This is a genomic window from Caldichromatium japonicum, assembly GCF_011290485.1.
Taxonomy (GTDB): domain Bacteria; phylum Pseudomonadota; class Gammaproteobacteria; order Chromatiales; family Chromatiaceae; genus Thermochromatium; species Thermochromatium japonicum.
Map to the genome: position 1 here is coordinate 2,458,346 of NZ_CP048029.1, position 14,198 is coordinate 2,472,543.

Annotated in this window: 9 protein-coding genes and 4 pseudogenes; 5 read left to right on the top strand and 8 right to left on the bottom strand. The window is 61.7% G+C overall.

Annotated features, from left to right (window positions below):
• Positions 1-20: 20 nt before the first annotated feature.
• Together ureG and GWK36_RS12000 are read right to left on the bottom strand one after the other, a co-directional pair.
• Complete coding sequence (gene ureG, locus GWK36_RS11995) at positions 21-632, bottom strand: urease accessory protein UreG (protein ID WP_166271413.1); 612 nt, start codon at positions 630-632, stop codon at positions 21-23.
• On the bottom strand, positions 629-1,021 hold the full coding sequence (locus tag GWK36_RS12000; protein ID WP_166271415.1) for an urease accessory protein UreF: 393 nt from the start codon (positions 1,019-1,021) through the stop codon (positions 629-631). Before GWK36_RS12000 ends, ureG begins: the two co-directional genes overlap by 4 nt.
• Here GWK36_RS12000 and GWK36_RS12005 point away from each other — a divergent pair.
• The 5 genes and pseudogenes from GWK36_RS12005 to GWK36_RS15075 all read left to right on the top strand — a co-directional run bounded on the left by GWK36_RS12005 (position 1,020) and on the right by GWK36_RS15075 (position 6,644).
• The gene (locus GWK36_RS12005) at positions 1,020-4,223 is read left to right on the top strand and encodes a hybrid sensor histidine kinase/response regulator (RefSeq protein ID WP_210756773.1); all 3,204 of its coding nucleotides are present in this window, start codon (positions 1,020-1,022) and stop codon (positions 4,221-4,223) included. The two genes, GWK36_RS12000 and GWK36_RS12005, sit on opposite strands and share 2 nt — an antisense overlap.
• Complete coding sequence (locus GWK36_RS12010) at positions 4,216-4,926, top strand: response regulator (protein WP_166271419.1); 711 nt, start codon at positions 4,216-4,218, stop codon at positions 4,924-4,926. Before GWK36_RS12005 ends, GWK36_RS12010 begins: the two co-directional genes overlap by 8 nt.
• Before the next feature lie 177 nt (positions 4,927-5,103).
• A pseudogene (locus GWK36_RS12015) lies at positions 5,104-5,909 on the top strand (IS256 family transposase); the annotation flags it as partial.
• On the top strand, positions 5,875-6,204 hold the full coding sequence (locus GWK36_RS12020; protein ID WP_166268959.1) for a hypothetical protein: 330 nt from the start codon (positions 5,875-5,877) through the stop codon (positions 6,202-6,204). The pseudogene GWK36_RS12015 and the gene GWK36_RS12020, both read left to right, overlap by 35 nt.
• Entirely contained in the window at positions 6,201-6,644 is a 444-nt protein-coding gene (locus tag GWK36_RS15075) for an SEL1-like repeat protein (protein ID WP_210756774.1), read from the top strand. The genes GWK36_RS12020 and GWK36_RS15075 overlap by 4 nt, the downstream gene beginning before the upstream one ends.
• A gap of 403 nt (positions 6,645-7,047) precedes the next feature.
• On the opposite strand, the pseudogene GWK36_RS16125 reads toward GWK36_RS15075, so the two are convergent.
• The 6 genes and pseudogenes from GWK36_RS16125 to guaB form a co-directional block, all read right to left on the bottom strand.
• Positions 7,048-7,631: pseudogene (locus GWK36_RS16125) on the bottom strand (transposase); the annotation flags it as partial.
• Between the two features lie 97 nt (positions 7,632-7,728).
• Entirely contained in the window at positions 7,729-9,330 is a 1,602-nt protein-coding gene (locus GWK36_RS12035) for a class I SAM-dependent methyltransferase (protein WP_166271421.1), read from the bottom strand.
• A 323-nt stretch (positions 9,331-9,653) separates the two neighbouring features.
• Positions 9,654-10,267, bottom strand: a pseudogene (locus GWK36_RS16130) (transposase); the annotation flags it as partial.
• A gap of 15 nt (positions 10,268-10,282) precedes the next feature.
• A pseudogene (locus tag GWK36_RS16135) lies at positions 10,283-10,366 on the bottom strand (hypothetical protein); the annotation flags it as partial.
• 365 nt (positions 10,367-10,731) lie between these two features.
• Positions 10,732-12,306, bottom strand: coding sequence for a glutamine-hydrolyzing GMP synthase (guaA, locus tag GWK36_RS12050; RefSeq protein WP_166271423.1), 1,575 nt, complete (start codon positions 12,304-12,306; stop codon positions 10,732-10,734).
• 183 nt (positions 12,307-12,489) lie between these two features.
• Complete coding sequence (guaB, locus tag GWK36_RS12055; protein ID WP_166271425.1) at positions 12,490-13,956, bottom strand: IMP dehydrogenase; 1,467 nt, start codon at positions 13,954-13,956, stop codon at positions 12,490-12,492.
• Positions 13,957-14,198: the final 242 nt, after the last annotated feature.

Consider the following 14,198-nt stretch of genomic DNA (forward strand, 5'->3'; position numbering starts at 1 on the left):
CCGGCAACCTATCTGGCTGGTCAGCGTATCGGCAGCATGCCGCGAGCGACGATGAAATCGATGATCTCTGTGAGGCCCTGACCGGTCTTCATGTTGGCAAAGACGAACGGCCGCTCGCCCCGCATCCGTTTCGCATCGCGCTCCATCACCTCGAGCGACGCGCCGACCATCGGGGCAAGATCGATCTTGTTGATGACCAGCAGATCGGATTTGGTGATGCCGGGGCCACCCTTGCGCGGAATCTTGTCGCCAGCGGCGACGTCGATCACATAAAGCGTGAGATCAGAGAGTTCCGGACTGAAGGTTGCGGCAAGATTGTCACCGCCGCTTTCGATGAACACGATCTCCAGACCCGGAAAGCGCCTCGTCAGCCGCTCGACTGCTTCGAGGTTGATCGAGGCGTCCTCGCGAATCGCGGTATGCGGGCAGCCGCCGGTCTCGACGCCGATGATGCGTTCGGGCGATAGGGCACCATGACGAATCAAAAACTGCGCATCCTCCTCCGTGTAGATGTCGTTGGTCACGGCAGCGATCTCATAGCGATCGCGCAAGGCCTGACAGAGCGCCAACGTGAGTGCCGTCTTGCCAGAGCCGACCGGGCCGCCGATGCCTACTCTCAATGTCTGTTTCATGAGCGGAACAATCTCGAATATTGGGTTTCGTGGCGCGCGCAAGCGATGGCAAATCCAGGCGCGAAATTGCTCAATTCGTCCTCATCGAGCTTCAATGCATGATCGACTACATCAGGAATGCGGCGGCCGATCTCCAGCAGGATGCGTTGACCCGCCGCCTGCCCGAGTGGCACCGTCTTGAGTGCCGCCATCGTCTGGTTCTCCGCCCAGCTCCACAGCCAGGCGCTGAGCGCCTCGGCTGGCGGAATACGCCAATGAGCGGCGAGCGCACTCCAGGCGCACATGAAAGTCGGCGTGGGCGGGACAGCAACGGATAGGCCAAGATCGTCGATCAGTTTGTGCAGGGAGTGTCCCATTTGCAGGGTTTCGGCACGCAATTCCGCCGTCATGGCCTTCGGTGATGCCGCCTTCCTCGTGCTGGAGACGGTGGGCGCGACGCTGCTGGTGAGCTACGGCTTCGCCAATGCCGCGTTTGCCGTCCTCGTCACCGGAATCATCCTCTTTTTCGCCGGCCTACCGGTGAGCTACTACGCAGCGCGTTACGGCGTGGATATGGATCTACTGACGCGCGGCGCCGGTTTCGGTTACATCGGCTCGACGTTGACCTCGCTGATCTACGCCACTTTCACTTTCATCTTCTTCGCAGTCGAGGCGGCGATCATGGCTTATGCGCTGGAACTGGCCTTCGACATTCCGCCCGCACTCGGCTACCTCGTCAGTACCTTGGTGGTGATACCGCTCGCCACCCATGGCGTGACGGCAATTTCGCGCTTGCAGGCATGGACGCAACCGGTCTGGTTGGCACTCATGGTGCTGCCATTTGCCTTCGTGCTCGCCAAAGAACCGCGTGCCTTCTCCGGCGTCTCGACCTACGGCCCCGATTTCGACTGGAATCTCTTCGGCGCAGCGCTCACCGTCGGCATCGCACTCATCACGCAAATGGGCGAGCAGGCCGACTACCTGCGTTTCATGCCCGAGCGCACGCAGGATAATCGCCGACGCTGGAACCTTGCCGTGTTATTCGGCGGTACTGGCTGGATCTTCGTCGGCGTGGCAAAGATGCTCGGCGGCATGCTGCTCGCGTATCTGGCCATCTCCCATGCCGTGCCGGCCGAGCGCGCCGTCGACCCAAACCAGATGTATCTGGTCGGCTTCGAATACGTCTTTGCCAACCCCGGCTGGGCGGTTGCCGCCACCGCCGTTTTCGTCATCATTTCCCAGCTCAAGATCAACGTGACGAATGCCTATGCCGGTTCGCTCGCTTGGTCGAACTTCTTCGCCCGACTCACCCACAGCCATCCCGGCCGCGTCGTCTGGATGGCGTTCAACACGCTGATTGCGCTGATGCTCATGGAGCTGAACGTTTTCCAGGCGTTGAAACAAGTATTGGGCCTTTACTCCAATGTCGCCATCGCCTGGATGATGGTCGTCGTCGCCGACCTCGTCGTAAATAAACCGCTCGGTCTGTCGCCGCCGGGCATCGAATTCCGCCGTGCGCATCTTTACGACATCAATCCAGTAGGCGTCGGTGCGATGCTGACGGCCTCCACGCTCGCCATCGCAGCCTATCTCGGACTGTTCGGAAAAGGGATGCAAGCCTTCGCCTCCTTCATCGCCATCGGTGTCGCCTTTGTTGCCACGCCGCTGTTGGCTTGGGCGACCGGCGGACGTTATTACCTCGCGCGACCGATCGATGCGCCGAACGAAAGCACGCAGCGCTGCGCGATTTGCGAAAAGGACTATGAAGCCGAGGACATGGCCTCCTGCCCGGCCTATGGCGGCAATGTTTGTTCGCTGTGCTGCGCGCTCGACGTACGCTGCCAGCACCTGTGCCAGCCGCAAGCGCGTTTTGCCGTGCAGCTTGGTGCGGCCCTGCAACGCTTCCTGCCACGCTCGGCTAGGCCCTATCTCGATGCCGGACTTGGTCAATATCTGCTGCTGATGCTCGCCGTGATACCGCTTCTCGCGGGTCTGCTCGGCCTGCTTTATTTGCACGAGGCACAGGCCGACCCCGCCTTCGCCGCGACCCTGGCGCCGCTCTTTCTCAAGCTCTTCGCCGCGTTGCTGCTCATCGCCGGTATCTTCGCCTGGTGGCTGGTACTGACCTTGAAGAGCCGCGAGGTGGCCCAGCAGGAATCGAATCGTCAAACGCAATTTCTGATGCAGGAAATTGAATCGCATCGGCGCACCGACGAGGCGCTGCAGAAAGCCAAGGCCGCAGCCGAGCTGGCCAATGAAGCGAAAAGCCGTCATGTCAGCGCGCTATCGCACGAATTGCGTACGCCGCTCAATAGTATTCTCGGCTATGCGCAGATTCTCGACGGTGACCCGGCGATTCCGCTGCACCGTCGTCAGGCCGTCGCGGTGATCCGCAGAAGCGGCGAACATCTGCTCTCGCTGATCGAGGGGACGCTCGATCTGGCGCGTATCGAGGGCGGACGGCTGGCGCTGCAAGCGAAGCCCATCGATCTACCCGATTTCCTGCAACAGATCGCGAGCATGATCGAGGTACAGGCGCGCGCCAAGGGCATCAATTTCGGTTACCTGCCCCAGGGCCCGCTGCCGGCCGTGGTGCGGGCCGACGAAAAACGCCTGCGTCAGATCCTCATCAACATCCTTGGTAATGCGGTAAAGTTCACGGTGCGCGGCGAAGTGCGCTTCCGGGTGCGCTACGCCCGCGAGATGGCCAGCTTTGCGATCGAGGATACTGGCCCGGGCATTCCCGCGGATGAGATCGAACGTATCTTCGAACCCTTCGTGCGCGGCAGCTCGTCACAGGGCGCGGCGGCCGGCAGCGGGCTGGGGCTGACGATCGCGCGCATGCTGACGCAGGTGATGGGCGGCGATATCTCGGTTGTCAGTACCCCCGGGAAAGGTAGCCGCTTCGTCGTCCGGCTGTTTCTACCACAGACCGCCGAAGCACCTACGCATGCGCCGGCTCACCTCCGCCGCCTTGGTTATCTCGGCCCGCGGCGACGCATCCTGATCGTCGACAACGAGGCGACAGACCGCGAGTTCCTCGCCAGCGTACTTGCACCGCTCGGCTTCGAGCTCGACCAGGCGGCCTCGGGGCAGGAATGCCTCGAAGTGCTGCCGCGCTTTACGCCCGACGTCATTTTCATGGACCTCGCCATGCCCGGCATGGATGGCTGGGAGACGATCCGCGTCATCCGCCGCGACGGTTTGTGGAACGCGAAAATCGCCATCGTCTCGGCCAATGCCTTCGATCGCGGACTCGACAACGAACTGGGAATTACCGCAGATGATTTCATCACCAAGCCGGTGCGTATCGACGAGCTGCTCGATTGGCTCGGCCGCGCGCTCGACATCGAGTGGATCACCGCCGACGCCGTTGCCGTCCCGCCAGCGCCGACTTTGGCACAGGAATGGGCCTGGCCGCCCAAGTCAGCACGCATTGCGCTCGAGGAACACATCGCTGCGGGTTACGTACGCGGGATTCATGCCGAGCTCGACACACTGGCTGAAAACTACCCGCAGGCAGCCGCCGTGCTTGACCGCATGCGCGTGCTTGTGCGCGAGTTCCGCCTGGAGGAACTTACCGCACTCCTGAAGGAGGCCCCCGATGTCTGATCGCGAACGAATCGACGTAGTCCTCATCGTCGACGACGTACCTGAAAACCTCTCGCTGCTCCATGATGCCCTTGACGAGGCCGGCTACAAGGTGCTCGTTGCCACCAACGGTGAGGCGGCACTCGCTCGGGCGCGCCAGATGTTGCCCGATGTGATCCTCCTCGATGCGGTCATGCCAGGCATCGATGGTTTCGAAGTTGCACGCCGGCTGAAAGCCGACTTTTCCACGCAACACATACCGATCATTTTTATGACCGGGCTCACGGAAACCGAGCATGTCGTTGCTGCCTTCGAAGCCGGCAGCACCGATTATGTGACCAAACCGGTACGCCCTGCCGAAGTGCTAGCACGCATCGGCACCCACCTGCGTACCGCGCGACAACTGCATGAGGCAGCGAAAAACGCGTCCATCGTGCTCGACGATGCCACCCTTGCCGCACGCCTCGTCGCCGCATTTCCGCTCACGCCGCGTGAAGCAGAAGTACTTTTTTGGGTCATCAAGGGCAAAACCAATAAGGACATTGGCGAAATCCTCGACCTCAGCCCGCGTACCGTAAACAAGCACCTCGAACATATTTTTGAGAAGCTTGGCGTCGAGACGCGTACGGCAGCCGCCAACATGGCTGTGAGCCGCATCTCTCCCATGAGCAAAGAGCACGGTGGTCATGGTAGCTTGGACAGCAACCGGGGTGGAATAAGCTAGGGCTGGTATCGGAGAGATGGTGTTGACTTTCCCCGGCTTCTGAGGATTGTAACTTGAGCGCTGTGGGGTAGTGTGCCGACTTATGTGCAAAAGCGTCTGCAGTTAGCAAGCAGGCGGGTGGTCATGGTGAGGGGTTGATTGTCGAGATCGACCTTGAACCCTGAAGGAGTGCAAACCATGACCACAGGCAAGATTAAGAGGAAGTTGTCGGCAGTGGAAGCGGTGGCGGGCGACCGTGACCTGATGAAGGCGCTGCTGAAGGAGGCGCTCTAGGCAAGTGCTGGAAGGCGAGATGACCGAATTTCTGGGGGCGGCGCCGGGCGAACGGACAGAGCGTCGCAACGGCTAGCGTGCTGGCGACTCAAGCCGCGGTCTGGTGACTCGGATCGGCAAGCTGGAGTTGCGCGTGCCGCGGGACCGGAGCGGCGAATTCTCCACGGCCTTGTTCGAGCGCGATGCCAGGAGCGAGAAGGCCCTGGTGGCGGCCTTGGCCGAAAGGTATGTGCAAGGCGTCTCCACCCGCAAGGTCAAGGCCATCACCGAAGAGCTGTGCGGCCACAGCTTCTCGGCCAGTGCCATCAGCAGCATCAACAAAGGGCTTGACGAGGCACTGGCGCGGTTTGCCAACCGCCCCCTTACCGAAGCCTACCCTTACCTGATCCTCGATGCCCGTTACGAGAGGGTCAGGGATGCCGGGGTGATCAGCCACCGGGCGGTACTGATCGCCATCGGCATCAATTGGGAAGGACAACGACAGGTGTTGGCCGTTGAGTTGGCCAACCGCGAGAGCCAGAGTGCGTGGCGCGACTTTCTGATTCGACTCAAGGAGCGTGGCCTGTCCGGTGTCGAATTCGTCGTTGTCCTTCGACCATGCGGGCCTCAAGAAAGCTATCCGCGAGGTGCTGACCGAAGCCGCCTGGCAGCGCTGCTCTGTGCATTTCCTTGAGGATGCCCTGGACGACCTGCCAAGGAAGCGGATCGACGGCGCAAACAGGCCGACAAATTCTGAAGGGTGAGCGACAATGCGCAACATCCTGCTTTGGACGCACCGCATCTTTGCCTTTTCTGCTTGCCCTGCTTTCCATCAATCTCATCTGGCAAGGTGCCAACGAGGTCACGGCAACGATGGGGCTGGTGCAAGGTTCGGAATTCGGCATGCTCATCACGCTGGCCAACCAGTTGGGCGGAGTGCGAGTGTGGGTGGGTACCTTTGCCCTGTGGCTACTCACCCAGCCACGGATGCCCATCACAGACTCGAAGGGAGACGTCTCATCATGAACAAACATTTCGCGTGGCTTTTCGTCCTCATCATAGCGCTAGCCACTTCCCCTGCAGCGCAGGCAGGCTTCGATGAAGGGTTGGCGGCCGCTCAACGCGGCGATTACGCAACAGCCCTCAGGGAATGGCACCCCTTGGCCGAGCAGGGGTTTGCCCTAGCGCAATACAACCTGGGCGTCATGTACAGAGACGGCCTCAGCGTGCCGGAAGACAAGGTGCTTGCCTATGCGCTCTTCAATCTTTCCGCGGCCAATAAACCTTCCACAGACAACAAGGCGCTTAGCAACCGGGATCGGCTAGCCGAAAGCCTGAGACGCAGCGAGCTGCTGGCCGGGCAAGCCTTGACCCGCGAGCTGATGCAGCCCGGCAACTTCGGCAAGGCGCTTGATGCCTGGCTCAAGAAGCCCGTTGCGCGGAAGTCTTCCGTCCAGAACAGGTAACCCTTGCATCGTGCAGCATCGTGCGCGGCTGGGTATCCCTGGGCGAACGGCGACCGATGTTTTCGGTCGAGGCTGGCGTGGCGGAAGGAGGCGAGTCATGAAAAAGCTCATCGCAGCCAATATCGTTGCCAGGTTATGCGCGACGAACGCCTACTACGCTTTCGGCATCGGCGACATCGTGAGCATCGGCATTCAGGCGGGTGGCGAACTCGTCCCTGCCGCAGGCGGGAATGCCGTCGATGCCATTAAGGAAGGTCTGCACAACCGCTGCTGAGGCGGCTGTTGTCGGCTGATGTTTCACATGGCGATATCTTGGCGCGTTCGAGAGGTAATTTCGGGGGCTTTCCGGCCCCGTTTGCGGCCCCGTGGCCCATTTCGGGCGCACTGATCCCTGCGCCCCTATGCTCAAGAGTCGTTTGCGCACCATCCACAGGTTGACCAGTGCAAACAGCGTCACCAGGTTGGCGGTGTTCTTGGCCAATCCGCGGTACTTGACCTTGACATAGCCGAACTGCCGCTTGATGACCCGAAACGGGTGTTCCCCCTTGGCGCGGATGCTGGCCTTGGTCTTCTCCAGGCGCTCCAAGATGGCGCCCATCGGCGTGCTCTGTCCATGGCTTTGCGCTTGCCCGGCATCATGGCGATGTGCCAGCGCACGTTGGGGTGTTGGGCCTTGATTTCTTCGCGCTTCTCCGCCCCCCGGTATCCCGCGTCGGCAAAGGGAACTGGGCGCGGCAATCAGGGTGGGGTCGACCACCGTGCCCTGCTTTTCCATGGCCGGGTCCGACAGGTTGAACCACTGCTGCAGGAAGTGGATGCGCAGCATGGTTTGCACGGCAAACGCAGGGCGCCCTCCCTTGGGGCTGCGCGCGGTGCATGCGGGGCAATCAGCGCCACCAGTTCGGCCCACGGCACCACCAGGTTCATTTCGTCCAAAAACTGGCGCTTGCGTGTGCGCTTGGTCTTGCGCTCGAATCCGGGGGGCAACGGCTCATCTGCTTCATGTCGTTACTATCTCACATCCGACGGTCATCGCCGGGGTTTTGCAGACATTCCCTTATCGGTCTATGTCACCAGCACAGTGTCACACCACGCCCAGCCGCTTCCAGTTCGGTAGCGTTTTTTCCAGGAATTGCGCGGCGAGTTCCACGGCGCGCGCGGTGACGGCCGCCGGCTCGGTGATCGGCTGGCCGTCTTTGGCCAGGCCCCGGCCTAGGGCCAGGAGCTTGGCGGCAAAGCGCTCGCCCAGCGCCCGCGCGTCGTCTTTGGGGTGGGCAAGATGCAGGTGGGCCAGCATTTGATCGCCATCGCTGGCGGTGATGACCCACGGCAGTTGCGCGGCCACCAGGTGGCGGTAGGGGGCCCCCTGGGCAGTGGCGGCGAGCAAGGCGCGGTTCAAGGCTTTGGCGGGCTTGGGGTCGGATGGTTTGGCATTGGCCGGCAGCAGCGCCAGGTGGCCGGCGTGCAGCATCAGGCCCACCGCTTGCAGGGTGTTGGCCAGGGTGCGGGTGGTGGGGGCAGCAGGCGCTGCGTCCGCGGCGCTGGGGGCGCTTGCCACGGGCACGGCGATGAGTTCGACCAGCGTCTTGGGGCCTTGGCTGAGCGCGTCGTAGAGCGGCGCATAGACCTCGGGCTTGCCTTGCACTTCGCCGGCGCTGGTGGCGTATTGGTAAGGGTTGGCGCCCGCTTCCTTGGGCGCGGGGCGGTTGAGCAGCGCAAAGCGGTGTTCGCCCAGCGCTTGGCGCTGCTCCTCGCGCCAGATGGGCGCGTGGCCCTTGGCCCACAAGTCGCGGCGGAAGGACAGGTTGCTGAGCACATCGACCATCACCTCGCGCTCGATCGGGTCGGTGAATTGGGAGAGGAGCTCCTTGTGCTGGGCCGGGAGTGTGGCCGGCAGGTACCAGTCGCCGGCGGTGGCGGTGCCGGCGAAGGTGAGCTTGTGGGGGGCGAGTTCGGCGTCGAGCTCGTCAAACCAAAAGCAGGTCCAAACATCATGCAGGTACTCCTGCACCAGGTAGTTCTTGTCGAGCTGGGGGAATTTATCCAGCCGCCCTTTCATTGCCGGCAGCACCCGGCACATGAGCGCCTGGGCGTCGATGAGCGCTTGCAGCCGCTTTTGGCCGACCTCGATTGCCGCCAGGCTCGAAAGCCCTTCGCGTTTTTGCCACAGGCGCAGCAAGTGCTGCACGGGGAAGGTGGAGAGCCACCCAGGCAGGGTGTTGTAGGAGAGGTAGACCAGGCCGCCAGACAGGAGCGCAGCGTCCAGACAGCGGTAGAGCCCCTCGCGCACCGGTTTGGCGATCCACGAGAGGATGCCGTGCGCGGCGGCGTAGTGAAACTGCCCCAGCTCCTGGGGCCATGTTTGCCCCAGTTCAACAAAATTACCCTCGACAAAGCGCACATTGGTAAGCCCCGCGGCGCGCGCCAGGGCCTGGGCGTGGGCGATGTGGGCGGGGTTGAAGTCGATGCCGACGAAATCGACCTCGGGGTGGCAATCGGCGATGAGGCAGAGGTTGACGCCCTGCCCGCAGCCGAGTTCTAGGTAGCGCAGCCGCTTTTCCCCCGCAAGCGCAGGGGGGCGCACCCCGTGCACGAGCGCGCACAAGTCCAGCCACGTCGGGTCTTGCTCGCGATAGTAGCCAAAGGTGTAGCCAAGGTCGGTGTTGTAGCCTAAGTTCCAGCCCATCAAACGCTCCTTTCGTTTAGTGTCAACCTATGCTCTTCGAACGGTAGTCAATGATCGCGGCGAAGTAGGGCGAATTTCAAACCCGCACCCACGATGGGCGACCGGAAGGGCTAACACGCCCATATCCCAGTCGATGCCCGGGAGAATGCCGATGCGCTCCTTGCCTTTGAGTTCCGGGATGGAATTAGCAGTATATGGAAGGTCTGCACAACCGCTGCTGAGGCGGCTGTTGTCGGCTGATGTTTCACATGGCGATATCTTGGCGCGTTCGAGAGGTAATTTCGGGGGCTTTCCGGCCCCGTTTGCGGCCCCGTGGCCCATTTCGGGCGCACTGATCCCTGCGCCCCTATGCTCAAGAGTCGTTTGCGCACCATCCACAGGTTGACCAGTGCAAACAGCGTCACCAGGTTGGCGGTGTTCTTGGCCAATCCGCGGTACTTGACCTTGACATAGCCGAACTGCCGCTTGATGACCCGAAACGGGTGTTCCCCCTTGGCGCGGATGCTGGCCTTGGTCTTCTCCAGGCGCTCCAAGATGGCGCCCATCGGCGTGCTCTGTCCATGGCTTTGCGCTTGCCCGGCATCATGGCGATGTGCCAGCGCACGTTGAGGTGTTGGGCCTTGATTTCTTCGCGCTTCTCCGCCCCCCGGTATCCCGCGTCGGCAAAGGGAACTGGGCGCGGCAATCAGGGTGGGGTCGACCACCGTGCCCTGCTTTTCCATGGCCGGGTCCGACAGGTTGAACCACTGCTGCAGGAAGTGGATGCGCAGCATGGTTTGCACGGCAAACGCAGGGCGCCCTCCCTTGGGGCTGCGCGCGGTGCATGCGGGGCAATCAGCGCCACCAGTTCGGCCCACGGCACCACCAGGTTCATTTCGTCCAAAAACTGGCGCTTGCGTGTGCGCTTGGTCCTTTCCCGCGCTTCAGCCAACGTGATGCCATCGGCTCCGTAACGGCCGAGCACCAGCGTTTCCTGGCGACCGTTGAGCCGGTAGTTGTAGCGGAAGGAAATTGTCCCCGTGGGCGTGACGACCACATACAGACCATCACGGTCGGCGACCTTGTATGGTTCTCCCTGGGTTTGAGGTTGCGAAGCTTGGTGTCGGTCAGCATCTTGATACCATCATGGAACGACTGCTGAACTCAGACGTTTTTTCTTTTTTTATCAACAGGTTATCAGATTTTGATACCATCACAAATCCTGCGCATGGTTGATGGTATCCGATGAAAACCATCGGTATCAGATCGCGAGATGCCAGCAAATATACCAGCAAAAAATGACCGCTTACCCCCGCTTGATGCTGCTAGACCTTGCCAGAAGAATTTTAGATTTGTTCTTATTTTTCAACGATCTACAGCGACTTTGTTGCCTGTTCTCGCCAGTCGATGCCAGACGCCTGCTCACTCCCACTCGATGGTCGCTGGCGGCTTGCTGGTGATGTCATAGACCACCCGCGAGATCCCCGCGACCTCATTGACGATGCGCCGGGCGACCTGTTCCAGGAACTCGGCGGGCAGATGGGCCCAGCGGGCGGTCATGAAGTCCAGGGTCTCGACCGCGCGCAAGGCGATCACCGGCGCATGGATACGATTATCGCCGACCACGCCCACGGAGCGCACCGGCAACAAGACCGCGAATGCCTGGGACACTTGGTCATAGAGCCCCGCCTGGCGCAGTTCCTCAATAAAAATATGATCGGCGTGACGCAAGAGCTCTAGGGACTCTTTATCGACCTCACCCAAGACCCGCACCGCCAAGCCAGGCCCGGGGAAGGGGTGGCGATAGACCATCTCATAAGGCAGCCCCAGCTCGATCCCGATCTGCCGGACCTCGTCTTTGAAGAGCTCACGCAGCGGCTCGACCAGTCGTAGATTCATCTGCTCGGGCAGGCCACCGACATTGTGATGCGACTTGATCACCCGCGCCTTGCCCGTCTTGGCGCCGGCTGATTCGATCACGTCTGGATAGATGGTTCCCTGGGCCAGCCATTTGATATTGGGCAGTCGGGCCGCCTCGTCCTCGAACACCTCGATGAAGGCATTGCCGATGAGCTTGCGCTTGTGCTCAGGGTCGGTCACCCTCTTCAGACGATTGAGAAAACGCTCCTCGGCAGCGACCCGGATCACCCGCACCCCTAGGTGCTGGACAAAGGTCTTCATCACCTGCTCGGATTCGCCGAGACGCAACAGCCCATTGTCAACAAAGACGCAGGTCAATTGATCGCCGATGGCGCGGTGTAGCAGCGCCGCGACCACGCTCGAGTCCACCCCTCCTGAGAGGGCAAGCAACACCCCATCCTCGCCGATCTGGGCTCGCAAGCGTTCGATGCTAGCGGCGATGATGTTGGTCGGCGTCCACAGGTGCTGACAGCCGCAGATCCCGTGGATAAAGCGTTCGAGGATGCGCCGTCCCTGCCGGGTATGGGTCACCTCGGGGTGGAACTGCACGCCATAAAAGCCTCTGGAGTCATCGGCGATCGCAGCGCAAGGGGCGTGCTCGGTCGCAGCGATCACATCAAAACCCGGCGGGGGCGACTCGACCCGATCGCCATGACTCATCCAGACATCGAGCAAGGGCTGGCCTTCGGGGTCCAGATGATCCTCGATGCCATCCAGGAGGTGCGAGTGGGCGCAGAGTCGCACCTGGGCATAGCCATATTCGCGCTGGGCAGCGGGGGCCACGATCCCGCCGAGCAGCGCGGCCATCACCTGCATCCCATAACAGATCCCAAGCACCGGCACCCCGAGCGCGAAGACCGCCGGATCGGGTCGGGGGGCGGTGTCCTCGTGGGCCGAGGGCGGACCGCCCGAGAGGATGACACCGCGCGGGGCGAAAGCGCGCAGGATCTCGGCGGGCAGGTCATAGGGATGGATCTCGCAATAGACACCGGCCTCACGCACCCGCCGCGCGATCAGTTGGGTGTATTGCGAGCCGAAGTCGAGGATCAGGATACGGTCGGCATGGAGATCGGACATGGCGTTCTCTGATCGTTTGCTGGCCAAGTCAGGGTCTGGGTGGAGGGGCGCTGACCTAATCTAAAGGGTTTAGGGATGCGCTGCTTGATTTCGCTTTAAGTCATTCCTGCGCACGCCGGGATCCAGTCATCAATAAAACTGGCCGCCAGCATTGGCCGGGGTGATGACTCAATCAGCGGTTCCTTAGGTATCGATGCGGTAATTGGGCGCCTCCTTGGTGATCTGCACGTCATGCACATGCGATTCGCGCATGCCGGCAAGACTGATGCGCACAAATCTAGGTTTGGTGCGCATCTCCTCGATCGTGGCACAGCCGGTATAGCCCATGCTGGATCCGAGTCCACCGATGAGTTGATGGATGACATTGACCAAGCTGCCCTTGTACGGGACGCGCCCCTCGATCCCCTCCGGCACGAGCTTATCCTTGTCGGTGTTCTCCTGGAAATAGCGATCGCTCGACCCCTCGGAGGCGCTCATGGCGCCGAGCGAGCCCATGCCGCGATAGGATTTATACGAACGCCCTTGATAGATCTCGACCTCGCCGGGTGCCTCGTCGGTGCCGGCAAAGAGCCCGCCGATCATGACGCTGTGCGCGCCGGCGGCGATTGCCTTGGCGATGTCGCCCGAATAGCGCAGCCCACCATCGGCGATCAGAGGCACATCGGTCCCCTTGAGCGCCTCGCTGACATTGGCAACAGCCGTGATCTGGGGAACACCGACGCCGGCGACGATGCGGGTGGTGCAGATCGACCCCGGACCGATCCCCACCTTGACCGCATCCGCCCCCGCCTCGACCAGGGCCAGCGCCCCTTCGGCCGTGGCGACATTGCCGCCAATGACCTGGAGATCGGGGTAATGGGTTTTGATCCAACGCACCCGGTCGAGCACCCCCTGGGAATGGCCGTGCGCCGTATCGACCACGATCACATCCACCCCCGCCTCGACCAGGGCCGCCACCCGCTCCTCGGTACCCTTGCCCACACCCACCGCCGCCCCACAACGCAAGCGTTCATGATCATCGCGCGATGCCTTGGGAAAGTCCTTGGCCTTCTGGATGTCCTTGACCGTGATCAGGCCTTTAAGCTCGAAGCGTTCGTTGACCACCAGGACCTTCTCGATACGATGGCGATGCAACAGCGCGATCACCTCATCGCGGCTGGCGCCCTCTTGCACCGTGACCAGGCGCGCCTTGGGGGTCATGATGGTCGAGACGGGGGCATCCATCCGCGTCTCGAATCGCAGATCGCGCCCGGTGACGATCCCGACCAGCTTGCCGCGCTCGGTCACTGGGACTCCTGAGATATTATTGGCACGGGTCAGCGCCAGGACCTCGCCGATGGTCATGGTCGGGGGCACGGTGATCGGGTCGCGGATGATGCCGCTCTCATAGCGCTTCACCGTCAGCACCTCGCGCGCCTGGCGCTCGATACCCATGTTCTTGTGGATGATGCCGATGCCGCCTTCTAGCGCCATAGCGATCGCCAGGCGCGATTCGGTCACGGTGTCCATTGCCGCCGAGACCAGAGGGATGCGCAGACCGATCGTGCGGGTCAGGCGGGTACTGAAATCGACGTCCCTCGGCAACACGTTTGAATAGGCAGGGACGAGCAGGACATCATCGAAGGTGAGTGCTTCCTGGATCAGGCGCATGCTAGGCTCCGCGGATCGCGTGATGGGGCACAGGGCTGGGATTGCCGATAAACTATTTATTCTCTAATAAAAGGCCCAGACAGGCAAAACCAGACCACTGACGCATGCAGCTGGCCCAATGCGCGACCAAAACCCTGCCCTTCAGGGTGGGGAGGATGTCAATGCTGCGATAATAGGTCATCGCGAACAGCCCCAAGCCCTGATCCCGGTCCCGATGCCTTTTATGCTGCCCAGTCCCTTCC